Source organism: Mycobacterium sp. 4858 (assembly GCF_900240975.1).
Taxonomy (GTDB): domain Bacteria; phylum Actinomycetota; class Actinomycetes; order Mycobacteriales; family Mycobacteriaceae; genus Mycobacterium.
The window spans coordinates 1,218,079-1,240,183 of record NZ_LT968775.1 but is presented as its reverse complement, the minus strand read 5'-3'; the positions used below and the strand labels follow the sequence as shown (position 1 = coordinate 1,240,183).

The 22,105-nt window shown below is 69.0% G+C and carries 23 protein-coding genes; 11 read left to right on the top strand and 12 right to left on the bottom strand.

Translation table 11 applies throughout. The annotated features are described in order from the left end of the window. Nucleotides 1–40: 40 nt before the first annotated feature. Nucleotides 41–2,152: an NAD-dependent epimerase/dehydratase family protein gene (locus C1737_RS05845; RefSeq protein ID WP_102417480.1), complete on the top strand. Its 2,112-nt coding sequence runs from the start codon at nt 41–43 to the stop codon at nt 2,150–2,152. Here the strand turns inward: C1737_RS05845 and C1737_RS05840 are convergent. The 8 genes from C1737_RS05840 to C1737_RS05805 form a co-directional block, all read right to left on the bottom strand. Beyond that, complete coding sequence (locus C1737_RS05840; protein ID WP_102417803.1) at nt 2,141–3,382, bottom strand: NAD(P)/FAD-dependent oxidoreductase; 1,242 nt, start codon at nt 3,380–3,382, stop codon at nt 2,141–2,143. The genes C1737_RS05845 and C1737_RS05840 overlap by 12 nt on opposite strands. Nucleotides 3,383–3,430: 48 nt before the next feature. Continuing rightward, nucleotides 3,431–4,156 (bottom strand): DUF72 domain-containing protein, encoded by a 726-nt coding sequence (locus C1737_RS05835; RefSeq protein ID WP_102417479.1) that lies wholly within the window; start codon nt 4,154–4,156, stop codon nt 3,431–3,433. Then, nucleotides 4,153–4,788 carry an endonuclease gene (locus tag C1737_RS05830; protein WP_102417478.1) on the bottom strand — a complete coding sequence of 212 codons (636 nt, stop codon included), beginning with the start codon at nt 4,786–4,788 and terminating at the stop codon, nt 4,153–4,155. Before C1737_RS05830 ends, C1737_RS05835 begins: the two co-directional genes overlap by 4 nt. 44 nt (nt 4,789–4,832) lie before the next feature. Then, complete coding sequence (locus C1737_RS05825; protein WP_102417477.1) at nt 4,833–5,165, bottom strand: TfoX/Sxy family protein; 333 nt, start codon at nt 5,163–5,165, stop codon at nt 4,833–4,835. Nucleotides 5,166–5,173: 8 nt separating this feature from the next. Further along, complete coding sequence (locus C1737_RS05820) at nt 5,174–5,551, bottom strand: nitroreductase family deazaflavin-dependent oxidoreductase (RefSeq protein WP_369807504.1); 378 nt, start codon at nt 5,549–5,551, stop codon at nt 5,174–5,176. A gap of 90 nt (nt 5,552–5,641) precedes the next feature. Beyond that, nucleotides 5,642–6,130 (bottom strand): hypothetical protein, encoded by a 489-nt coding sequence (locus C1737_RS27070; RefSeq protein WP_068093982.1) that lies wholly within the window; start codon nt 6,128–6,130, stop codon nt 5,642–5,644. Between the two features lie 316 nt (nt 6,131–6,446). Then, complete coding sequence (gene lon, locus C1737_RS05810) at nt 6,447–8,768, bottom strand: endopeptidase La (RefSeq protein ID WP_102417475.1); 2,322 nt, start codon at nt 8,766–8,768, stop codon at nt 6,447–6,449. Between the two features lie 121 nt (nt 8,769–8,889). Next, complete coding sequence (locus C1737_RS05805; RefSeq protein WP_102417474.1) at nt 8,890–10,149, bottom strand: alpha-hydroxy acid oxidase; 1,260 nt, start codon at nt 10,147–10,149, stop codon at nt 8,890–8,892. Between the two features lie 19 nt (nt 10,150–10,168). On the opposite strand from C1737_RS05805, the gene C1737_RS05800 reads away from it, so the two are divergent. Further along, the gene (locus C1737_RS05800; protein ID WP_067925703.1) at nt 10,169–10,606 is read left to right on the top strand and encodes a DUF1810 domain-containing protein; all 438 of its coding nucleotides are present in this window, start codon (nt 10,169–10,171) and stop codon (nt 10,604–10,606) included. Here the strand turns inward: C1737_RS05800 and C1737_RS05795 are convergent. Genes C1737_RS05795 through C1737_RS05785 form a run of 3 tightly spaced genes read right to left on the bottom strand, consistent with a single transcriptional unit; the run spans nt 10,592 to nt 13,058 of the window. Beyond that, nucleotides 10,592–11,902, bottom strand: a complete 1,311-nt coding sequence (locus C1737_RS05795; protein WP_068093990.1) for an alpha-amylase family protein — start codon at nt 11,900–11,902, stop codon at nt 10,592–10,594. The two genes, C1737_RS05800 and C1737_RS05795, sit on opposite strands and share 15 nt — an antisense overlap. A 4-nt stretch (nt 11,903–11,906) precedes the next feature. Beyond that, a complete protein-coding gene (locus C1737_RS05790; RefSeq protein WP_067925697.1) occupies nt 11,907–12,443 on the bottom strand; it encodes an alkyl hydroperoxide reductase in 537 nt (178 codons plus the stop codon). Nucleotides 12,444–12,470: 27 nt separating this feature from the next. Further along, a complete protein-coding gene (locus C1737_RS05785) occupies nt 12,471–13,058 on the bottom strand; it encodes a peroxiredoxin (protein ID WP_067925694.1) in 588 nt (195 codons plus the stop codon). Nucleotides 13,059–13,158: 100 nt separating this feature from the next. Here C1737_RS05785 and C1737_RS05780 point away from each other — a divergent pair, with 100 nt between their 5' ends. From C1737_RS05780 to C1737_RS05765, 4 genes are read left to right on the top strand one after another with little or no spacing between them, the layout of a single operon-like run. Then, nucleotides 13,159–14,094 (top strand): hydrogen peroxide-inducible genes activator, encoded by a 936-nt coding sequence (locus tag C1737_RS05780; RefSeq protein ID WP_102417473.1) that lies wholly within the window; start codon nt 13,159–13,161, stop codon nt 14,092–14,094. A gap of 39 nt (nt 14,095–14,133) precedes the next feature. Then, on the top strand, nt 14,134–14,844 hold the full coding sequence (locus tag C1737_RS05775; RefSeq protein ID WP_199182787.1) for an EthD domain-containing protein: 711 nt from the start codon (nt 14,134–14,136) through the stop codon (nt 14,842–14,844). Next, on the top strand, nt 14,841–15,284 hold the full coding sequence (locus tag C1737_RS05770; protein ID WP_102417472.1) for a TIGR03618 family F420-dependent PPOX class oxidoreductase: 444 nt from the start codon (nt 14,841–14,843) through the stop codon (nt 15,282–15,284). Before C1737_RS05775 ends, C1737_RS05770 begins: the two co-directional genes overlap by 4 nt. An 18-nt stretch (nt 15,285–15,302) precedes the next feature. Then, nucleotides 15,303–16,055, top strand: a complete 753-nt coding sequence (locus tag C1737_RS05765; protein WP_067917279.1) for an enoyl-CoA hydratase/isomerase family protein — start codon at nt 15,303–15,305, stop codon at nt 16,053–16,055. A gap of 12 nt (nt 16,056–16,067) precedes the next feature. On the opposite strand, the gene C1737_RS05760 is transcribed toward C1737_RS05765, so the two are convergent. Further along, nucleotides 16,068–16,253: a bacterioferritin-associated ferredoxin gene (locus C1737_RS05760; protein WP_067917277.1), complete on the bottom strand. Its 186-nt coding sequence runs from the start codon at nt 16,251–16,253 to the stop codon at nt 16,068–16,070. A 356-nt stretch (nt 16,254–16,609) separates the two neighbouring features. Between C1737_RS05760 and bfr the strand changes: the two genes are divergently transcribed. The 5 genes from bfr (at nt 16,610) to C1737_RS05735 (ending at nt 22,100) form a co-directional block, all read left to right on the top strand. Then, nucleotides 16,610–17,089, top strand: a complete 480-nt coding sequence (gene bfr / locus C1737_RS05755; protein ID WP_102417801.1) for a bacterioferritin — start codon at nt 16,610–16,612, stop codon at nt 17,087–17,089. Between the two features lie 83 nt (nt 17,090–17,172). Continuing rightward, nucleotides 17,173–19,245: an MDR family MFS transporter gene (locus tag C1737_RS05750; protein ID WP_102417471.1), complete on the top strand. Its 2,073-nt coding sequence runs from the start codon at nt 17,173–17,175 to the stop codon at nt 19,243–19,245. A gap of 29 nt (nt 19,246–19,274) precedes the next feature. Next, nucleotides 19,275–19,769 (top strand): carboxymuconolactone decarboxylase family protein, encoded by a 495-nt coding sequence (locus tag C1737_RS05745; protein WP_067924171.1) that lies wholly within the window; start codon nt 19,275–19,277, stop codon nt 19,767–19,769. A 49-nt stretch (nt 19,770–19,818) separates the two neighbouring features. Continuing rightward, nucleotides 19,819–20,706: a TIGR03854 family LLM class F420-dependent oxidoreductase gene (locus tag C1737_RS05740; RefSeq protein ID WP_102417470.1), complete on the top strand. Its 888-nt coding sequence runs from the start codon at nt 19,819–19,821 to the stop codon at nt 20,704–20,706. Nucleotides 20,707–20,747: 41 nt separating this feature from the next. Further along, nucleotides 20,748–22,100: a glutamine synthetase family protein gene (locus C1737_RS05735; protein WP_102417469.1), complete on the top strand. Its 1,353-nt coding sequence runs from the start codon at nt 20,748–20,750 to the stop codon at nt 22,098–22,100. Nucleotides 22,101–22,105: the final 5 nt, after the last annotated feature.

Genomic DNA, 22,105 nt, shown 5'->3' with positions numbered 1-22,105 from the left:
TGCCTATTGTTGAGTTTGAGGTCGGGGGAGGTGAGCCCAGGTGCAGATCCTGGTTACCGACGCCACCGGCGCACTCGGGCGGCTGGTTGCACGGCCGTTGATTGCTGCCGGGCACACGGTCACCGGCATTGCTGAGGCCCCGCACCCCTGCCTGGACCGCAACGTCGAGTTGGTTTGCGCCCCGCTGCGCAACCCCGCCCTGCGGGAGCTCGCCGAGGAAGCCGACGTGGTGATCCACCTGGCCCCCATCGACACCACCGCGCCCGGCAGCGCCGACATCGACGGCCTCGCGCACGTGACGGATGTGGCCGCCCGCGCCGGTGCCCGGCTGCTGTTCGTCTCGCACGCCGCGGGGCGGCCCGAGCTCTACCGACCGGCCGAGGAGCTGGTCGCCACCAGCTGGGGGCCCAGCCTGGTCGTTCGCATCGCCCCGCCGGTCGGCCGGCAGCTCGACTGGATGGTCTGCCGGACCGTGGCCACGCTGCTGCGCACCAAGGTGTCGGCGCGGCCGATGCGCGTGCTGCACGTCGACGACCTGGTGCGCTTTATGGTCTCGTCGCTGAACGCCGACCGCACCGGTGTGGTGGACCTCGCCTCCCCGGACACCGTCAACGTGGTCACCGCGTGGCGGATGCTGCGCGCCGCCGACCCGCGGTCCCGGCTCAGTCGGGTCCGCAGCTGGCACCAGCTCATTCCGGACATGGATATCGCGTCGGCGCAAGAGGATTGGTCGTTCGAGTTCGGCTGGCAGGCGCTTGAAGCGGTGGCCGACACGGCCCGCGGACTCGCCGGGCGCCGGATCGCGGCGGCGGGGGCGACCGGCGATGGGCACCGACTGGCGCTCCCGGTCGAGGCCGCCCCACGCGCCCACCCTTCCGACGGGGGACACAGCGCGGCACCCGACGGCGTCGAAGGTGAATTCGACGACCGGATCGACCCCCGCTTCCCGATCTTCAGTGCGGGCAACCTCGCCCGGGCGCTGCCCGGGCCGCTCACCCCGATCACGCTGGATGTCCAGCTGAGCGGGCTGCGCACGGCGAATCGGGTGCTCGGTCACGTGTTGGCGCTCGGCGGCGTGGTGGGCGAGGAGTGGGGCAACCGGGCCATCGCCGTCTTCGGTCATCGGCCCTACGTCGGGGTGTCGGTCAACATGGTCGCCGCGGGGCAACTCCCCGGCTGGGACCAGGACGCCGTCGCTCGCAACGCCCTGGTCGGGCGGCCGCATGTCGGAGACCCGCTCCCGTTCGGTGAGCCCGCGCTGGCGGGCGGCGCCCTCGGCTCAGTCGCCAAAGCCGTCGTCGCCGGGCGATCGCTGGTCCTGTTGCGCCACCTCAAGGCCGACACCCGGGCGTACGGCGCGGCCGCCGAAACCGAACAGCTCGACGCCGCACAGCTGGCGGCGCTGCCCGGTCCCGGGCTCGAGGTTCGGGTTCCCTTGCTGCGGGACCGCATTCACCAAGGCTGGATCCTGACCGCGTTGTGGTTGATCGACACCGGCTTCACCGCGGCGGCGCTGGAGCGCAGCAAGGCGGCTCCCGGCGTGCCCGGCGTGGACATGATCATGGACAGCACCCTGGTCGAGACGGAGACCGCCCAGCTGGCAGCGGTCCTGCGGGCCGACCCGCCGTTGTGTGCGCTGGCCCGGGAAGGCAATCTCGCGAGCATCCGCGCGTTGTCGCCCACCACCGCCGCCGCCGTGGACGCCGCCGTCGCCCGCATCGGCCACCGCGGGCCGGGGGAGGCCGAATTGGCCAGTCAGACCTATGCCGACGACCCGGCGATGCTGCTCAGAGCGGCCGGGGAGGTCGCCGTGGCCGCCGCCGCGTCGACGGAGCCGCCGTCGCCGACGCTGGCCCAGCGCCTGGCCGCCAGCGCTCGCGACTCCCGCGAGCTCGCCCACGACACGACCCTGCGATTCACCCATCAACTGCGAATGACGCTGCGCGAGTTAGGCTCTCGTCGAGTCGCGGCGGACCTGATCGATGCCGTCGAGGACGTGTATTACCTGACGTGTGACGAGCTGATCACCATGCCGGGCGACGCCAGGCTGCGGATCAAACGCCGCCGCGCCGAACGGGAACGGCTGCAGGCGCAGCGCCCGCCGGAGGTCATCGACGGGGCGTGGACTCCCGTCGAAGGCTCAGCCCAATAGCTCGGCCAGCGGGCACTCGGGATCGGCCAGCTTTTCGGGGTCGACGGAGGTCCTGGATCTGATCAGCGCTTTGACGTCGTCGAGCACGTCCCAGATGTTGACGTTCATCCCGGCCGACACCCGGTCGTGGTCGTCGAGCCAGAACGCGACGAATTCACGCCCGGTCACGTCACCCCGGAAGACCACGCGTTCGACGCCGGAGGTGTGCCCGACATACTCCATCCCGAGGTCGTACTGGTCGGTGAAGAAATAGGGCAGCTCGGCGTATTCACCGGGTGCGCCCAGCATCCCGGCCACCGCCACCGCGGGCTGCTTGAGCGCATTGGCCCAGTGCTCGGTGCGGATCCGGCCGCCGAACAGGGGGTGTTCCGCGGCGGCGATGTCGCCGACCGCATAGATGTCCGGATCGCTGGTGCGCAGGGACGCGTCGACCAGCACGCCGCCCTGAGGGCCTGGGCCCATCGCCAGCCCGGCCCGTTCGGCGAGTTCGACGTTCGGTTTGGCGCCGACGGCCACCAGCACCGCATCGGCAGCCACCGTCGACCCGTCACGCATTCTCAGCCCGGTCGCCTTGCCGCCGGCCGTCGTGATCTCCTGCACCTGCGCCTCGAGCCGCAGGTCCACCCCGTGATCGCGGTGCAGTCCGGCAAACACTTCGCCCACCGTTTCGCCGACCGCGGCCGCCAGCGGCTGTTTGGCCGTCTCGACGACGGTCACGTCGACGCCCCGCTGGCGGGCGGCGGCGGCTACCTCCAGGCCAATCCACCCGGCTCCCACCACCGCTAGCGAGGACCCGTCGGTGAGAACCGAATCCAGGGCGACGGCATCGTCATAGGTGCGCAGATAGTGGACGGCGGCGGAGTCGGCCCCGGGTATCGGTGGGCGCCGGGACGCCGATCCCGTGGCCAGCAGCAGTTTGTCGTACCGCGCAGTGGTGCCGTCGGGGAGGGTGACCGCGTGGTCGGCGGGGTCCATGGCCGACACCCGCGCACCGAGTCTGAGGTCGACGTCGTGATCGCGGTACCAGTCGTCGTTCTGCACGGTGAACTCGGCCAGCGTCTTCTTTCCGGCCAGGTACTCCTTGGAAAGCGGAGGTCGCTCGTAGGGCAGATGTTCTTCTTCGGCGAACAAGGTGACCGGTCCGTCGAACCCGTTGTCGTGCAATGCTTCTGCGGCTTTCGCTCCTGCGAGCCCGCCGCCGATGATGACGATTCCGCTAGAGCCGGCCATGATCGTCACTCCGTTCCGCCGTCGACATCCCCAGCCTACTCGGGCGGCTCACCGCAAAAGTTGTTGCAACGTCAGCGCATTGCGCACCGCGTGTCCGCCCAGGTCGTTGTTGAAATACATCCACACGTCCTTGCCGGCGTCCCGCCACGCGGCGATCCGGTCGGCCCAGCACCGCAACTCGTCGTCGGTGTAACTGCCGGCATAGATGGCGTCCTGGTCGGGGCCGTGCATGCGGACGTACACCAGATCGGTGGTAGCCCGCGGGACGCAGGCGAGCCCGGCGCCACTCATCACCACGTAGGCGGCGCGCCGGCGTTCCAGCAGGTCGTAGACCCCCGCGTCGTTCCAGGACGGATGGCGCAGCTCGACCGCCACCCGGATCGAGGCCGGCATGCTGTCAAGGAAGGCGTCCAGGCGCGCGTCGTCGCGCTGCTGCTCGGGGTGCAGCTGAAGGAGCAGCACCCCGCTGCGGTCACCCAGCAGTTCCCAGCAGCGCTCGAAGCGCTCGATCCACGGCCCGGCGGACGCCAGGCGGCGGTAGTGGGTCAGCCCTCGGTGCGCCTTGACCGACATCCTGAAGCCGTCCGGCAGCTGTTCGCGCCATCCGGCGAAGGTCGAATCTTTCGGCCAACGGTAGAAACTCGCGTTCAGCTCGACGGTGTCGAACACCTCGACGTAGCGGGCCAGCCGGCGCGCCGCGGGCAGGCCCGGCGCGTACAGCACGTCCGCCCAATGGTTGTAGGACCACCCGGAGGTGCCGATCCGCGCGGTCAACCGCTCACCTGCCTGCGTACGTCGTCGTCCAGCGACATCCTGATGAGCGCGGCGGCCAGCCGCGCGTTGGCCTGCGGCGCAAGCGCTCCCAGCTTTGCCGGCTGCGTGGGCAGACCCAGTTGTCCGGCCGCCTTGGTGGCGCGGTCGTCGAAGTAGGGCCGCACCCAGGTCCACACATCCTGCACCTCGCGCAGGTAGATGTCCGCGCCGGTATCGCCAATTCCCTTGAATTGCTTCAGCAAACGTTTCGCGGCGGCGATGTCGCGCTGACTGCGGTCGGCGAGTCCCCGCAGGTCGCCGGAATACTCGTCGCGCACGCGTTCGGCCATCTCGGTGAGCCGGGTGGCCGAGCTTTCGTCGTAGCGCACGTAATGGGCGCGGCCGAAGGCGTCGATCATGGTCTGCCGATCGGCGGCGAGCACCGCCTTCGGTGTGCGCAAGCCCGCCTTGAACAGTTCGCGCCCGGCGCTCATGGCGATGGCGGCATCGATCGGCTTGCTGGCCAGCATGCAGATGACCAGCAGCTGAAACAGTGGCATCGGCTTGTCGGCGAGCTTGATTCGCGCCTCGGCGGCATAGGTGGTCCCTGCAACGTCAAGCAGCCGTCGCACCAGCTGCGCGCTTGCGGGCATACCCGATCACGTACCCGCGGCGGGTACCGGCCAACCTCGCCGGCTCACTTGGGGGGCAGGCCGCGCGCGTATCCGACGCCGCGGGTTACCCAGACCTGGAGCTGACGCCTGGTGCGCAGCCCGGCGGCGTCCACCCGGACCCAGCCGCGAACATCACGGCCCCCCATCACCATCGGGCCGACGTGGTCGCGCCGCAGTACCTTGTCGAGGTCCTCCGCCGGCACCCGGACCAGCAGGCCGCCCTGGCGGCTGACGGCCACGGACATGTTGCCGTTGACCAGAAAGGCGAGCCCACCGAACATGCGTTTCTCTTCCACGCCGCGCTCGGAGGCCACGATCTCGCGGATTTCGTCGGCCAGCTTCTCGTCGTAGGCCATGCCCGGCGTCAGTCCAAGTCCACCCGGATGGTCAGCAGGTCGCTGCCCATCAGGCGCACCACCGCGCTGTTGAGGCGCGGCAGGTTGCCGAGCCGCTCCAGGGGGTCGTCGTCCGGCAGCAGATGCGCGGTGCCGTTGCGCCATCGACCGCCGATACGCACCCGCACCGCGGGATCGGCCTTGATGTTGTGGACGTAGTCGGAGTGTTCGCCGTGTTCGGAGACCATCCAGAATTCGTTGCCGACCAGGCGCCCGCCCACGGCGGTCCGCCGCGGCTTGCCGCTCTTGCGGCCGGTGGTTTCCAGGATGATCCCCGGCATCTGCCGGCCCACCGGGTTGACGAGCAGACGCTGCACGCGGTGGACAACTTGCCGTTTGAGACTCACTGGTCCATTCAACGCCGAACTCGCCGCCGCTGTCACCGTGCAAAGAGAACGGCCGCCCCTTGCGGGGGGCGGCCGCCTCGTTATGCCGTCTTAGGTCCCGGGGTTGATCCCGCCGTTGACCTGGCCTGAACCAGACGCCCCGCCCGCGGGCGTGAACACCTGGAAACCAGTGGACGTGTTAACGCCCCACTGACCCAGCTGCGGGTTGAAGACGACGGGAAGCTGGGTCCCGTCGGGGTCACCCACTGGCGGAACCCAGGTGGCCGGGAGCCCGTAGCGGACCGGGTCGTTGTAGTGCCCCGGCGGCGGAGTCCGGTCGTGTCCCGGAGGAAGTGGGCTGCCCGGCGCGTTGCAGTTGACGCCCGGCGCACCCGGGTTGCAGATCGGTTGTCCCGGCACATATTGGCCGGGGCCCGGCACGTCCCGGTCGCCGCCCGGCACGTTCGGGCCGGGCACGTTCGGTCCCGGAATGTTCGGCCCAATCGGATCGGCCTGCGCCATCCCGGCGCCGATTCCGAAGGCCGCGGACGTGATGGTGCCGGCCATGACCGCGCCGGCTGCGATTCTGTTCAACTTCATGATGAATCCCCTTGTCGAGCAGTTTGGCTGCCTTCGCAGCTGAACCATTGACTTGGTGATTCGCTCACCCCATCGCCCTTGCGGGCAGTCGAACCTCCAACCACCCAATACCCGGCGACTCGATGCGGAAAACCTCTGCGCCCTATTTGCTGCGTCCACGCAGGTCGGCCCCGTTGTCCAACGAATCGCGGACCCGGGGGCTCAGCCGGGCGGGGCGCAGGAACCTCGAGGGCGCGTAACACCCGCCCGGTCGGCACGCCGGACGCGCTTGGCCGGGATGCGAGCGAATCTGCCGCGCATCCCGGCCAGGCTCAGATCACGCAGCGACTGTGGCGGTCTGCGTCACGGGTTCTAGCGCCTGCGCGACGATGTCGGCGACGTCGGTCATCGGCCGCACGTCCAGCGCGTCGAGCACCTCGGCGGGCACGTCATCCAGGTCGGGCTCGTTGCGCGCCGGGATGAACACCGTTGAGAGGCCGGCCCGTTGCGCCGCCAGCAGCTTCTGCTTCACGCCGCCGATCGGCAGCACCCGCCCGTTCAGCGTGACCTCGCCGGTCATGCCGACGTCCGAGCGCACCTGACGTCCGGTCGCCATCGACACCAGGGCGGTCACCATGGTGACCCCGGCCGACGGGCCGTCCTTGGGCACCGCGCCCGCGGGCACGTGCACGTGGATGCGCCGGTCGAGGGCCTTGGGGTCGACACCCAACTCGGCGGCGTGGGAGCGCACATAGGACAGCGCGATCTGCGCCGACTCCTTCATCACGTCACCCAGCTGACCGGTCAGCTGTAGTCCAGGCTCACCGTCCGTGGCGCCGGCTTCGATGTAGAGCACATCACCGCCCAGGCCGGTGACGGCCAGACCGGTGGCCACGCCCGGCACCGCCGTGCGCTCGGCCGACTCGGGGGTGAACCGCGGGCGGCCCAGGTACTCGACGAGGTCCGGCTCGTCGACGGTGATCGGCCCACTGTCGTCCGCCAGCTTGGTGGTCACCTTGCGCAGCGCCTTGGCCAGTAGCCGCTCGAACTGCCGGACCCCGGGCTCGCGGGTGTAGTCCGCGGCGATCTTGCGCAGCGCCGCGTCCGTCAGCGTGACTTCGTCGTCGGTGAGCGCCGCGCGTTCCCGCTGCCGGGGCAGCAGGTAGTCGCGGGCGATCGCCACCTTGTCATCCTCGGTGTAACCGTCGATCTGCACCAGTTCCATGCGGTCCAGCAGGGCCGACGGGATGTTCTCGATCACGTTGGCGGTGGCCAGGAACACGACGTCGGACAGGTCCAGGTCCAGGTCCAGGTAGTGGTCGCGGAACGTGTGGTTCTGCGCCGGGTCCAAGACCTCCAGCAGGGCGGCCGAAGGGTCACCCCGGTAGTCGGAGCCGACCTTGTCGATTTCGTCCAGCAGCACGACGGGGTTCATCGACCCGGCCTCGCCGATGGCCCGCACGATCCGGCCCGGCAACGCGCCCACATAGGTGCGCCGGTGCCCGCGGATCTCGGCCTCGTCTCGCACACCGCCCAGGGCGACGCGCACGAACTTGCGGCCCAGGGCCCGGGCGACGCTCTCGCCCAGTGACGTCTTGCCGACGCCGGGGGGACCGGCCAGCACCATCACCGCGCCGGAGCCGCGGCCGCCGACGACCTGCAGGCCGCGTTGGGCGCGGCGCGCCCGCACGGCCAGGTATTCGACGATGCGGTCCTTCACGTCGTCCAGCCCGTGGTGGTCGGCGTCCAGGACGCCGCGCGCGGCTTTCAGGTCCGTCGAGTCCTCGGTCCGCGCGTTCCAGGGCAGGTCGAGCACGGTATCCAGCCAGGTGCGGATCCAGCCGCTCTCCGGGCTCTGGTCGCTGGAGCGTTCCAGCTTGCCGACCTCGCGCAGTGCGGCCTCGCGCACCTTCTCGGGCAGGTCGGCGGCCTCGACGCGGGCGCGGTAATCGTCGGATCCGTCGGGTTCGCCCTCGCCGAGCTCCTTGCGGATGGCGGCCAGCTGCTGGCGCAGCAGGAACTCCTTCTGGGTCTTCTCCATGCCCTCGCGGACGTCCTCGGCGATCTTGTCGTTGACCTCGACCTCGGCCAGGTGGTCGCTGGTCCAGTCGATCAGGACGCGCAGCCGCTCGGCGACATCCTCGGTCTCGACCAGTTGCCGCTTCTGCTCGCTGGACAGGTAGGACGCGTAGCCGGAGGTGTCCGCCAGCGCCGAGGGGTCGGTCAGCCTGTTGACGTAGTCGACGATCTCCCAGGCCTCGCGCCGTTGCAGCATGGCCAGCAGCAGCTTCTTGTACTCGGCGGTCAGCGCCTTGATTTCGTCCGTCGTCTCGACCTCGGGGACCTCGGTCACCTCGACCCACAGCGCAGCTCCGGGCCCGGACGCGCCGGTCCCGATCTGCGCCCTGCGCTCACCGCGCACGACGGCCGCGGTGCCGCCGCCCGCGATGCGTCCCACCTGCAAGATCTTGGCGATCACGCCGTGCGACGGGTAGCGGTCGTCCAGCCGGGGCGCGATCAGCAGCTGCCCGGATTCGCTCGCCTGGGCGGCGTCGATCGCCGCCCGCGCGGCCTCGTCGAGCGCGATCGGCACGACCATGCCGGGCAACACGATGGTGTCGGTGACGAACAGCACCGGCATTGATTTGGCTTCAGCCATCAATCCTCCAAAACTGAGTCTGATGCGCTCAACCCAGGCCGGGGCCCGTTTGTTCCCGGGGAGTGAGGCCGTCACGAGTGTGCGGCCGGGCTCACATCCGGTGCCGAGTGTGCGGCCAGCGTCACGCTGGCGAAATCGGCCCCAGCCGCCGCAGTTGCGTCACGTGTTTGGGCGACAGCTCTTCGAGACAGGTGACGCCCAGCAGCCGCATGGTCCGGATCACGCCTTCGGCCAGGATGTCGATCGCGCGGGTGACGCCGGCCTCGCCGCCGGCCATCAGGCCGTACAGGTAGGCCCGGCCGACAAGCGTGCAGCGCGCGCCCAGCGCGATGGCCGCCACGATGTCGGCGCCCGACATGATGCCGGTGTCCAGCAGGATCTCGGTGTGCTCGCCGACCTCCCGGGCGACCGATGGCAACAGGTGAAAGGGCACCGGGGCCCGATCCAGCTGGCGCCCGCCGTGATTCGACAACACGATGCCGTCGACACCGCGGTCGACGACGGCGCGGGCGTCGTCGAGCGTCTGGATGCCCTTGACAACCAACTTGCCCGGCCACTGGGCCTTGATCCACTCCAGGTCGTCGAAGGTGAGGCTCGGGTCGAACATGGTGCTCAGGTACTCGGCGACCGTCCCCGGCCAGCGGTCCAGCGACGCGAATGCCAGCGGCTCGGTGGTCAACAGGTCGAACCACCATTTCGGATGCGGGACCGCATCGAGCACTGTGCGCAGGGTCAGCGTCGGCGGGATCGTCATGCCGTTGCGGTTGTCGCGCAGCCGGGCGCCGGAGACCGGGACGTCGACGGTGGCCAGCAGGGTGTCGAAACCCGCGTCGGCCGCCCGCCGCACCAGCGCCATCGACCGCTCGCGGTCGCGCCACATGTACAGCTGAAACCACTTCCGGCCCTGCGGCACAGCGGTCACCAGGTCCTCGATCGAGCAGGTGCCGAGCGTGGACAGCGAGAAGGGGATACCGGCCTTGGCCGCCGCCGCCGCGCCCGCGATCTCGCCCTCGGTGTGCATCAACCGGGTGAAGCCGGTGGGCGCGATGCCGAACGGCAGGACCACCGGTTGACCCAGCACGTTCCAGCCGGCGGTGACGTTGGTGACGTCGCGCAGGATGGTCGGGTGAAACTCGATGTCGCGGAACGCTTGTCGGGCGCGTGCGATGGACAGCTCGTCCTCGGCCGCGCCGTCGGTGTAGTCGAACGCCGCCCTGGGCGTGCGCCGTCGGGCGATGCGCCGCAAATCGTCGATGGTGTACGCGGTGTCGAGGCGGCGCTTGGTCGCGTCGAACTGCGGCCGCTTGAACTTGATCAGCGGCGCGAGATCGCGCACCTTGGGCACTCGTCGTTTGGCGGCCTTCCGTCCTTTGGATTCCACAGTGTGCAACCGTAGTCACATGCAAGCGGACAGCGACCCGTTCGGCCTCGAGCGCTTCGTCGAGGCGCAGGGCCCGGTGTACCGCAACGTGGTCGAAGAGCTGCGCGCCGGGCGCAAGCGCAGTCACTGGATGTGGTTCGTCTTCCCGCAGTTACGCGGCCTGGGCGGCAGCCCAACGGCGGTGCACTACGGCATCTCGTCGCTCGACGAGGCCCGCGCATACCTGCGGCACGAGGTGCTCGGGCCGCGCTTGCACGAGTGCGCCCGACTGGTCAACGAGGTCCACGGCAAATCGGTGAGGGACATCTTCGGCTCGCCCGACGACCTCAAGCTGCGCTCGTCGATGACGCTCTTTGCGCGCGCGACCGACGATAACGAGGATTTCCTTGCGGTTCTGGACAAGTACTACGACGGCCGGCAGGATCAGCTGACCCTGGCGCGCCTAGGCGGGGCCTAGAATCCGCCAGCCGTGCGGTTCCACGACCAGCGTGTCCACCACCTCTTGGGGCGGCGCCGCCGATCCCCCGATGACCTTCCATTGGGCCGTGCCCACCTCCGGCAGCGCCAGGCTCAGCGGCTCGTCGTCGATGTTCAGCGCGACCAGCAGCGCGTCGTCCCCGCTGCGGGTCTCGTACACGTAGTGCCGGTTTTGCAACCGCACCGGGCTGGTCGTCGCCCGGTGCAACCACGGGTGCCTGCGACGCAGCCCCACGAGGAACTGGTGCAACGCCCACACCTGCGCCCCGAAGGCGTCCAATTTCAGTGGGGGAGAGGAGAACTCGGGCCGAACCGCGTCGTCGCCGCCGTAACGTTCCTCTTTCACGCCGCGGAATCCCAGCTCGTCGCCGGCGTAAATGCTGGGCACGCCGCCGACGGTCAGCAGGATCAACAGCGCGTGCGCCACGTGCTCGGGGCGATCCAGCCGGCTCGCGATGCGGGTGACGTCGTGGTTGCCGATGAAGGTGAGCGGGGCGAAACCGGCCAGGAACTCGCCGTGTCGCTGCAACGCCCAGTCCAGCTCGAAGAAGTTGCCGTCGTTGAGGCTGCTCCAGATCGCCTTCCACAACTCGTACTGGGTGGCCGAGTCGAACGTGGCCGCCCGCACCACCGCGGCGTAGTCACCGTGGATGAGCTCGCCGACGAACCAGGAGTCCGGGAACCGCTCGCGCACCCGCGGCAGCGTGGACGCCCAAAACCTTTCTGGCACAGTGTAAGCGGCGTCGAGGCGCCACCCGTCGGCGCCCCGCTGCAGCCAGTGCGTCATCACGTCGACGGTGTAGTCGACCACGTCGGGATTGTCGTGATTGAGCGTGATCAGCTCCGCGTGGCCCTCGAACGTGTGAAAACGGCCGGGGCGCCCGCGAAACCAGCGCGCGGCCGCCTCGTCGGTCGGCGCCTCGCGGTAGCGGGGGAAATCGAGACCGACGTGATTGAAAACGCCGTCGAGCAGGATGCGCAGGCCGCGGCGGCGGGCCTCGGCGACGAGATGGTCGAAATCGTCGTCGTCACCGAGCCGGGGATCGATGCGGTAATGGTCGGTGGTGTCGTAACCGTGTGTGCGCGAGGCGAAGATCGGTCCCAGCGCGACGCCCGAGGCGCCCAGCGCGATGGCGTGGTCGAACCAGTCGACGAGCCGCCGCAGCCGGTGTTGGTCCGGCTGCGGCGGCTCCGACGACGCGGGAAAGGCGCCGACGAACCCCAGTGGGTAGACCTGCCACCAGATCGCGTGCTCTACCCAGGCTGGTGCCGTCACTGCGTCAGCCGACGGTGGCCGGCGTCTGGGAGGCGGCGAGCGCTTGCGCCACACCGGAGACGATCGCGGCGGCCTTCAGCGCCTCGTGGATGGTCTCCCGGCTCACGCCCGCCTCGCGCAGCGTGTGCTCGTGGGAGGCCACGCAGTCCGGGCATCCGTTGATCGCCGAGACCGCGAAACACCACAGCTCGAAGTTCGCCTTCGCCACGCCGGGATTGGCGATGATGTTCATCCTCAAGCCCGCGCGCAGGTCGTCGTACTTGCCGTCGAGGAAGCCCCGGCCACGGTAGAACACGTTGTTCATGGCCATGATCGATGCGGCCCCCAGCGCCGCGGTGTATGCCTCGGCGGACAGGATGTCGGCCGCCTCGGCACCGATCTCGCTGATCACCTGGGTGTTTCGCGTCGCCGCGGCGGTAGCCAGCAGGGTGCCCCACAGCTGTTCCTCGTTGAGCTCGGTCGTGCGCGTGATCGAGCCCAGGTTGAGCTTGAGGTCCTTGGCGTACTCAGGCAGTGCCTCTTTGAGATTCTCTACGCTCATCTCGCCTCCTCATCAGACCTTAGGTGACTAGGCCGAGGCCTTGAGCAGCTCCGTGGCGTTCAGCGTCGGGTCGCCCTTGCGCCAGTTGCAGGCGCACAGCTCGTCGGACTGCAGCGCGTCCAGGACCCGCAGCACTTCCTCCACGTTGCGTCCCACGGAACCGGCGGTGACCGAGACGAATTGGATCTCGTTGTTGGGGTCCACGATGAAGGTCGCGCGGTCGGCCACGCCGTCGGCGTTGAGGACGCCGGTGGCCAGGCTCAGCTCACGCTTGATGTCCGAGAGCATGGGGAACGGCAACTTCTTCAGGTCCTCGTGCTGGGCGCGCCAGTTGAAGTGCACGAATTCGCTGTCGATCGACACGCCCAGGACCTGCGCGTCGCGGTCGGCGAACTCGTCGTTGAGCTTGCCGAACGCGGCAATCTCGGTCGGGCACACGAAAGTGAAGTCCTTGGGCCAGAAGAAGACAACGCGCCACTTGCCCTCGTAGTCCTCGTTGGTCACGGTGGTGAAGTAGTCCTCGGGCTGTTGGGCGTCGACCTTGGACAGGTCGCCCGCGATCAGCGCGGTGAGCTCGTAGGCGGGGAACTGGTCACCGATGGTCAGCAGAGGCATGTCGCTCCTTATTGGATTTACTCAAGATTAGCGGTCATTGCCTATAGTGCCGTTCGCCCTGGCTGAAGTAAAGGTGATATGTCCCACTATACTTATCGGTATGCCCGATAAGATTTATCAGCCCACGATCGCCGGGCTCCGCGCGTTCGTCGCCATCGCCGAAAAGCGTCAGTTCAGCGGCGCCGCAACCACTCTCGGCGTCAGCCAGTCCACGTTGTCGCAGGCGCTGGCGGCGCTGGAGGCCGGGCTCGGCACCCGGCTCATCGAACGCTCGACCCGGCGTGTCCTCTTGACGGCCGAGGGTGCGGAGCTGCTGCCGCGGGCCCAGGCCGTGATCGAGGCGGTGGATGCGTTCTCCGCCGCCGCCGCCGGCTCGTCCGACCCACTGCAGGCCGGCATGCGGCTCGGGCTGATCCCGACGGTGGCGCCCTACGTCCTGCCGACCGTGCTGGCCGGCCTCGCCGAGCAATTTCCCGGGATGACATTGCGGGTGACGGAAGACCAGACCGAACGGCTGTTGACGGTGCTGCGGGAAGGGGCGCTGGACGCGGCGCTGATCGCGCTGCCCGCCGACGCCGGCGGCGTCACCGCGATCCCGATCTACGACGAGGACTTCGTCCTCGCGCTGCCGCCCGGACACCCGCTGTCGGGAAAACGGCGGGTGCCGACCACGGCATTGGCCGACCTGCCCTTGCTGCTGCTGGAAGAGGGGCACTGCCTGCGCGATCAGGCCCTGGAGGTGTGCCACAAGGCGGGCGTTCGAGCGGAGCTGGCCAACACCCGCGCGGCCTCGTTGGCCACCGCCGTCCAATGCGTGACCGGCGGGCTGGGGGTCACGCTCATTCCGCAGAGCGCGGTACCGGTCGAGGCGACGCGCAGCCGCCTCGGCCTGGCGCAGTTCGCCGCGCCGCGACCCGGACGGCGCATCGGCCTGGTGTACCGCTCGTCCAGCGGCCGCGACGAGTCCTACCGGCAGCTGGCGCAGACCATCGGCACCCTGATCAGCGGCGAACACCAGGTGCGGCTGGTCAAATAGCCCGGCCCAGGCCGTCCAGCCGGCGGGTAGGTTCTGCCTATGGAAAAGGTCATCGCCGTGCTCATGCGTTCCGATTCGGACGAACAGTGGTGCGCCCGCCAGCGGGGCCCCGTCGCCGACGCCCTGTTGGCGCTGGGTCTGCCGGGGCTGTCGGTCAACGTCCGCGACGACGCGGTGCGCCATTCGCTGATGACGCTGACGACGCTGGATCCGCCGGTCGCAGCGCTGGTGAGCGTGTGGACCCAACAGTGCTACGGCGAGCAGATGGCGGCGGCTCTCACGCTGCTCGAGGCCGAATGCGAGCAGTTTGCCGCGTACCTGGTGACGGAGTCGGTCCCGCTGAAGGCGCCGGTAACCGAATCAAGCGCTCGCACAACGGGTTTGGCCAACATCGCGCTGCTGCGCCGGCCGGCCGGCCTGGACCGGGACAGTTGGCTGAACCGGTGGCAGCACGACCACACCCCGGTGGCCATCGAGACCCAGTCCACCTTCGGCTACACCCAGAACTGGGTGGTTCGCGCCCTCACCCCGGACGCGCCGGGAATCGCGGGCATCGTCGAAGAGTTGTTCCCCGCGGAGGCGATCACCGATCTCAAGGCGTTCTTCGGTGCCGCCGACGACAAGGACCTGCAAGACCGGTTGGGCCGAATGGTCGCCAGCACCACGGCATTCGGCGCCAACGAGAACATCGACACCGTGCCCACCAGCCGCTACGTCTTCAAGACACCATTCATCGAGGAACCCACATGACAACACTGCGCGACGCCGTCGCCCTGGCCGCGGCGGAAAACGGGCTGGCGGTGGTGTCCACCGTCCGTGCCGACGCGACGGTGCAGGCTTCGCTGGTCAACGTCGGCCTGCTCGCACACCCGGAGAACGGTCGGGAGGTCTTGGGCTTCACCACCTACGGCAAGGTCAAGTTGGCCAACCTGCGGGAACGCCCGCAGCTGGCGGTCACCTTCCGCAACGGATGGCGGTGGGCGACCGTCGAGGGCCGCGCGGAACTGGCCGGCCCCGACGACACGCAGCCCTGGCTGACCACCGACGACCAGCTGCGGCTGTTGCTCCGCGAGGTTTTCACCGCAGCGGGCGGCACCCACGACGACTGGGACACCTACGACCGCGTCATGGCCCGGGAGCGGCGGGCCGTCGTATTGATCGAGCCCACCCGCGTCTACAGCAACGGCTGACCTCGTTAGGCTGCAGCGGTGACGCTGCAGATCGATGACGACAAGCGGGTGCGCACCCTCACGCTGAACCGGCCCGAGGCGCTGAACGCATTCAACGAAGCCCTCTACGACGCCACCGCGGACGCGCTGCTGGCCGCGGCCGAGGATCCCGAGGTCGCCGTGGTGCTGCTGACCGGGGCGGGCCGCGGCTTCAGTGCCGGTACCGACCTCGCCGAAATGCAGGCCCGCATCACCGATCCGGAATTCACCCCGGGCCGGCACGGCTTCCCCGGGCTGATCGATGCCCTCAGCGCGTTCCCCAAGCCGCTCATCTGCGCGGTCAATGGCGTCGGGGTCGGCATCGGTGCCACGATCCTGGGCTACGCCGACCTGGCCTTCATGTCGTCGACGGCCCGCCTGAAGTGCCCGTTCACCAGCCTGGGCGTGGCACCGGAGGCGGCCTCGTCCTATCTGCTGCCACAGCTGGTCGGCCGGCAGAACGCAGCCTGGCTGTTGATGTCGTCGGAATGGGTGGACGCCGACGAGGCGTTGCGAATGGGCCTGGTCTGGCGGGTCTGCGATCCCGACGATCTGTTGCCCGAAGCCCGTCGTCACGCGGAAGTCCTTGCCGGGCGACCGATTTCGAGCTTGATGGCGGTCAAGCACACGATGATGGAACCGCTCCGCCCGGAGATCGCTGCGGCCAGCGCGCGGGAGAACGCTCACTTCGCCGAACTGATGGGTGCACAGGCCAACGCCGCGGCCCTGGCGGACTTCAACAACGCCCGCTGAGCGGGCGGCGTCTCAATGCGACGGGGCGGTCTCCAGATTCGCCGACGCGGCGATGATCGCCCGCAGCGTCCTCTTGCAGCGTCCGCAGTCGCCCCCGGCGCCACACGCGGCGGCGACCTCTTTGGAGGTGGAGGCGCCGCGCGCGACCAACTCGGACACCGTGTGGTTGGTCACGCCGACACACAGGCACACGTACATCAGCGCGTCCCCCGCATGCGGGCGGCGTTCCCCTCGTCGACGGCGTGGCCAACCGCGCGCACTTCGTCCTCCTTCTCGGCATCCCGTGTCATCGGGGTGGCCGGAAAAGTACCGAACCGAGACCCAGTATTAGTTGAGTCTAACCTAAGTTCGTTAGCGCAGTCTAACCTTACCCGCCAGCAACATCGGCCCCCTAGGTTGCGCGCGACACACTCTGAGCACAGCCATACCTTGCTGGCAGATTGCAACCCGCCGTGGCAAAGTGCGGGTACGGCCCGCCACGGCGTGTGCGCCCAGCGCACCCGGCCGGGCACCGAGAATGACCACCGATTACACGTCACCGCAGGGGAGTGATCATGCAAGGGGATCCGGATGTTTTGCGCTTGCTCAACGAGCAGCTGACCGGCGAGCTCACCGCGATCAACCAATATTTCCTGCATTCCAAAATGCAGGACAACTGGGGCTTCACCGAGCTCGCCGAGCACACCCGGGCCGAGTCCTTCGATGAGATGCGGCACGCCGACGCGATCACCGACCGCATTCTGCTGCTCGACGGGTTGCCCAACTACCAGCGGCTCTTCTCGCTGCGCATCGGCCAGACCCTGCGCGAACAGTTCGAGGCCGACCTGGCCATCGAGTACGAGGTGATGGACCGGCTCAAGCCCGGCATCATCATGTGCCGCGAGAAGCAGGACACCACGAGCGCCAACTTGCTGGAAGAGATCGTGGCGGACGAGGAGAAGCACATCGATTACCTCGAGACGCAGCTGGAGCTGATGGACAAGCTCGGCGTGGAGCTCTACTCGGCGCAGTGCGTCTCGAGGCCGCCGAGCTAACGCCGCGCACGCCTTTCGCGGTTTTGGTTGCCACGGGTTGACCGTGGGCACTCAATACCATCGAAATCCGTGGGAAGGCGGGCATGACGAGGGCGACACCAGCGCCGGCTCCGGCCGGCCGCGCTTCGGATTCCGGGCCCAAGGATGTCGCGGTCGACCCGCAACGGCGCAATTTCATCTTCGTTGCGGTCCTGCTCGGCATGCTGATGGCCGCGTTGGACCAGACGATCGTGGCGACCGCGCTGCCCACCATCGTCGCCAATCTTGGTGGCGCAGGCCATCAATCGTGGGTGGTCACCAGCTACCTGCTGGCCTCGACCATCGCCACCGCCCTCGTCGGCAAGTTCGGTGACCTGTTCGGCCGCAAGCGGGTGTTCCAGGCGGCCGTCGTCTTCTTCATCGCCGGATCGGTGCTGTGTGGGCTCTCGAGCTCGATGGGCATGCTGGTCGCCGCACGCGCGCTGCAGGGCATCGGCGGCGGCGGGCTCATGGTGACCGCCATGGCGCTGATCGGTGAGGTGATCCCGCTGCGGGACCGCGGCCGCTACCAGGGCGCGATGGGCGCAGTGTTCGGCGTCACGACCGTGATCGGCCCCTTGCTCGGCGGCTACTTCACCGACCACTTCACCTGGCGCTGGGCGTTCTGGATCAACGTCCCCATCTCGGTCGTGGTCTTTTTCGTGGCGGCCGCCGCCATCCCGGCGCTGTCCGACCGCACCAAACCGGTCATCGACTACATCGGCATCGTGTTCGTCGGCCTGGGCGCCGCCGGGCTGACACTGGCCACCAGCTGGGGCGGGACCACCTACCCGTGGGGATCGCCCACGATCATCGGCCTGTTCGTCGGCTCGGTGATCGCGTTGTGCGTCTTCGCCTGGGTGGAAAGCCGCGCCGCCGCGCCGATCCTGCCGACCCGGCTGTTCGGCAGTCCGGTGTTCACGGTGTGCTGCGTCCTATCCTTCGTGGTCGGTTTCGCGATGCTGGGCGCCCTGACGTTCCTGCCGACGTACATGCAGTTCGTCGACGGCGTCTCGGCCACCACGTCGGGCCTGCGCACGTTGCCGATGGTGATCGGGATGCTGGCCACCTCGATGGGCAGTGGTGTCATCGTCGGGCGCACGGGCAGATACAAGCTCTTCCCCGTCGCCGGCACCGCCGTCATGGCGGTGGCGTTCTTTCTGATGTCGCGGATGGACCCGTCGACATCGGTGTTCGTTCAATCGCTGTTCCTCGTCATCCTCGGCGCCGGGATCGGGATGTGCATGCAGACCCTTGTCCTGATCGTGCAGAACACCGTGGGCTTCGACGACCTCGGCGTCGCGACCTCCGGCGTCACCTTCTTCCGCACGATCGGCAGCTCGTTCGGCGCCGCCATCTTCGGTTCACTGTTCACGAACTTCCTGCACAACCGGATCGGCCCGGCGATGGCGGCCAGCCGCGCGCCGGCCGCGGCCGCCGCGTCACCGGAGGCGTTGCACCGGTTGCCCCGCCAGGCGGCCGCGCCGATCGTCGCCGCCTACTCCGAGTCGCTCACCCACGTATTCCTCTGGGCGGTTCCGGTCGCGCTGGCGGGATTCGTCCTGGCGTTGTTCCTGCGGGAGGTCCCCTTGCGGGAAATGCACGACAGCACAATTGATCTCGGCGACGCGTTCGGCATGCCGAACACCGAGACCCCGGATCAGATGCTGGAGGGTGCGGGCGAACGCATGCTGCGCGGTGTGCCCGGCATGCGATTGCGCAGCATCGCCATGCGACCCGACTGCCGACTCGACGTGGCCGGATTGTGGGGCGTGTTGCGCATCAACCGCTACGAGCAGATGTATGGCACGGCCCGGCTCACCGACATCGCCGAGTACCTACGGATACCGTTCGAGGTCCTGGAGCCCACCTTCTCGCGGCTGATCGCCACCGGATACGCCCGCGGCGACGGCGACCACCTGTGGCTGACACCCGCGGGGGCCCAGCAGGTGGACTACGTGCACTCGCTGCTGGTGGGCTGGCTGGTCGACAAGCTTGCCCGCTCACCGGGATTCGACGGACGACCGGATCGTCGCGTGGTGGAGGCGGCGTTGAATCGAGTCGCGGGCCGCGTTCTCGCGCAACGGGACTGGAGCGACGACCGACCCACCACGAAGATCCCGATGCCCACACCCTGAAACTGGTGGTGCGGGCGTACCATCACGCCATGAGCCGAATCGGAACATTTGCTGACGACGACCTGGCCGGCTGGTTTGTGAAGTCCCCCGACATCGGCGGCGCGCTCGGCGGGTTCAGCAACGCGGTCTATACCAAGAACCGGCTGCCGCTGCGCACCCGCGAACTGGCGCGCGCCGTGATCGCGCACCGCAACGAATGCGTCGTCTGCGTCAACACCCGCGACGAAGACGGGCCCGCGGCCGGCGTCGACGAGGAGTTGTACGACCACGCCCTGCAGTGGCGCACCTGGCCTGGCTACAGCGAACAGGAGCGGCTGGCGGCCGAGTTTGCCGACCGCTTCGCCACCGAGCACACCGCCCTGCGCGACGACGAGGACTTCTGGAGCCGGTGCTCCGAACACTTCTCCGACGAGCTGCTGGCCGACTTGGCCCTGTCGTGCGCGCTGTGGGTCGGCATGGGTCGCGTGTTGCGGACCCTCGACATCGGCCAAGCCTGCAAGCTGACCATCCCGAGTCGCGCATAGCCGCTCTCGCCGCGGGCACAAACCGCGGCACCGCGGTGTTGCTCCACGGGTGAAGATTCGCTTCGGCGTCGGCCTGGGCCCGGACACCGCTCCAGATCGATTGGCGCCCATCGTCGATCACCTCGAGGCCAGCGGGGTCGACTCGCTGTGGTTCTCCGAGCTGGTGTACACCCCGGCGGTCGATCCGGCGGTCGGGATGGCCTACGCGCTGGCCCGGACCACCCGGTTAAAGGTCGGCACCTCGGTGGCCGTGCTCCCGGGGCGGCATCCGGTCCTGGTGGCCAAACAACTGGCATCGTTGGCGTCCCTGGCGCCGAAGCGCGTCCTTCCCGTGTTCGGCCTGCGGTCGGCCTTGCCGGCCGAGCGCGAGGTGTTCGTGGTCCCCGACGGGGAACGGGCCGCGGTGTTCGACGAGTCACTACAGGTGCTGCGCTCGGTGCTGGTCGAGGATTCGGCCAGCTACAGCGGCCGGTATTTCAGCTTCAGCGGGGCCGCGGTCAAGCCCAGGCCGGACCCCCCGCTCGACCTCTGGCTGGGCGGCTCGGCGCCGCCGGCGTTCCGGCGCATCGGCGCGCTGGCCGACGGTTGGCTGGGTAGCTTCCTGACGCCGGCGGAGGCGCGGGCGGGCCGGGAGGCGATCGAACGCGCGGCTGAGCACGCGGGCCGGCGGATAGACCCCGATCACTTCGGGATCTCACTGGCCGTGGCGGACGGGTCCGACGAGTTGCCCGCCGCGTTGGCCGCGGCGGCCCGCGCGCGCCGTCCCGACGTCGATCCCGCCGAGCTGATCGCCGCCGGCTGGGACCAGCTGCACCGCCAGCTGGACGCCTACATCGACGCGGGACTGACCAAGTTCGTCATTCGCCCGGCGGGCGGCGCGCCGGTGGACGGCTTCCTCGATCGGTTCGTCACCGAATTGACGCCCCGGCAGAACTGAATTCGCGAGCCGGGGCATCGCGACCCTGCACAATGACTGCCATGACCGGCACACCGCTTGCCGCCGCCTCGGTCGCCGAGCTGGAGGCCCAGGGCGTCGACACCGTGGTCGGCACCGTCGTGAACCCCGCCGGGCTCACCCTGGCCAAGACCGTTCCGATCCGGCGGACGAACGCGTTCGCCGATCCCGGCCTCGGCGCCAGCCCGTCGTGGCACGCGTTCGCGATCGACCAGAGCGGCATCGCCTTCACCCCCGATGCCGGCGTGATCGGCGACCAACGCCTCCGCATCGACCTGGCGGCCCTGCGCATCATTGGCGACGGGCTCGCGTGGGCGCCGGCCGCGTTCTTCGCCCAGGACGGCGCGCCCGTCCCCGCCTGCGCCCGCGGCACGCTGAGCCGGATCGAGACCGCCCTGTCCGAGGCCGGGATCGAGGCGATCGTCGGCCACGAGGTCGAATTCCTTCTGGTCACCCCCGACGGCGGCCGCCTCCCGTCGACGTTGTGGGCGCAATACGGCCTCGCCGGCGTGCTGGAGCACGAGGCGTTCGTCCGTGAGGTCACCCGGTCGGCGGCCGCGGCGGGCATCGCGATCGAGCAGTTCCATCCCGAGTACGGTGCCAACCAGTTCGAGCTCTCCCTGGCGCCACAAGCCCCGGTGGCCGCGGCCGACCAGCTGGTGCTGTTGCGGCTCATCATCGGGCGCGTGGCCCGCCGCCACGGGCTTCGCATCAGCCTGTCACCCGCACCCTTCGCTGGCGGCGTGGGATCCGGTGCACACCAACATTTTTCGCTGACCATGCCGGAGGGGCCGCTGTTCTCCGACGGTTCGGGCACCCGGGGCATGACGGCCGCGGGGGAGAGCGCGGTCGCGGGGGTGGTTGCGGGACTGCCCGCGGCGCAGGGCGTGCTGTGCGGGTCGATCGTGTCCGGCTTGCGCATGCAGCCCGGCAATTGGGCCGGGGCGTACGCGTGCTGGGGAACCGAGAACCGCGAGGCGGCGGTGCGATTCATCGCGGGTGGGCCCGCGAACCCGCGCGGCGGAAACGTCGAGGTGAAGATCATCGACCCGTCCGCGAACCCCTACCTGGCGTCGGCGGCGATCCTGGGGCTGGCCCTGGATGGGATCAACCGCCAAGCCCCGCTGCCACCGGAGATCACCACCGACCCGGCTTCCCTGTCCGATTCCGAGCGCGATCGCGACGGCATCGTGAGCCTGCACCGGGGACAGGCCGAAGTGAATGCCGCACTGGACCGTTCGGACCTCCTGCGGAGCATTTTGGGCGACCCGTCGGTCGACATGGTGGTTGCGGTCCGCCGCCTGGAACGCGAGCGGTACGGCGACCTCGACACCGAGCAACTGGCGGACAAGTTCCGGATGGCCTGGAGCCTGTGACGGGC

Excerpts from the sequence above, each read along its gene's own strand:
- C1737_RS27070 (WP_068093982.1), bottom strand. The coding sequence starts at position 6,130 with ATGAAGTTGAACAGAATCGCAGCCGGCGCGGTCATGGCCGGCACCATC.
- C1737_RS05790 (WP_067925697.1), bottom strand. The coding sequence starts at position 12,443 with ATGAGCGTAGAGAATCTCAAAGAGGCACTGCCTGAGTACGCCAAGGAC.
- C1737_RS05745 (WP_067924171.1), top strand. The coding sequence starts at position 19,275 with ATGAGCCGAATCGGAACATTTGCTGACGACGACCTGGCCGGCTGGTTT.
- C1737_RS05840 (WP_102417803.1), bottom strand. The coding sequence starts at position 3,382 with ATGGCCGGCTCTAGCGGAATCGTCATCATCGGCGGCGGGCTCGCAGGA.
- C1737_RS05785 (WP_067925694.1), bottom strand. The coding sequence starts at position 13,058 with ATGCCTCTGCTGACCATCGGTGACCAGTTCCCCGCCTACGAGCTCACC.
- C1737_RS05775 (WP_199182787.1), top strand. The coding sequence starts at position 14,134 with ATGGAAAAGGTCATCGCCGTGCTCATGCGTTCCGATTCGGACGAACAG.
- bfr (WP_102417801.1), top strand. The coding sequence starts at position 16,610 with ATGCAAGGGGATCCGGATGTTTTGCGCTTGCTCAACGAGCAGCTGACC.
- C1737_RS05770 (WP_102417472.1), top strand. The coding sequence starts at position 14,841 with ATGACAACACTGCGCGACGCCGTCGCCCTGGCCGCGGCGGAAAACGGG.
- lon (WP_102417475.1), bottom strand. The coding sequence starts at position 8,768 with ATGGCTGAAGCCAAATCAATGCCGGTGCTGTTCGTCACCGACACCATC.
- C1737_RS05830 (WP_102417478.1), bottom strand. The coding sequence starts at position 4,788 with ATGCCCGCAAGCGCGCAGCTGGTGCGACGGCTGCTTGACGTTGCAGGG.
- C1737_RS05780 (WP_102417473.1), top strand. The coding sequence starts at position 13,159 with ATGCCCGATAAGATTTATCAGCCCACGATCGCCGGGCTCCGCGCGTTC.
- C1737_RS05735 (WP_102417469.1), top strand. The coding sequence starts at position 20,748 with ATGACCGGCACACCGCTTGCCGCCGCCTCGGTCGCCGAGCTGGAGGCC.
- C1737_RS05800 (WP_067925703.1), top strand. The coding sequence starts at position 10,169 with ATGCAAGCGGACAGCGACCCGTTCGGCCTCGAGCGCTTCGTCGAGGCG.
- C1737_RS05750 (WP_102417471.1), top strand. The coding sequence starts at position 17,173 with ATGACGAGGGCGACACCAGCGCCGGCTCCGGCCGGCCGCGCTTCGGAT.
- C1737_RS05760 (WP_067917277.1), bottom strand. The coding sequence starts at position 16,253 with ATGTACGTGTGCCTGTGTGTCGGCGTGACCAACCACACGGTGTCCGAG.
- C1737_RS05825 (WP_102417477.1), bottom strand. The coding sequence starts at position 5,165 with ATGGCCTACGACGAGAAGCTGGCCGACGAAATCCGCGAGATCGTGGCC.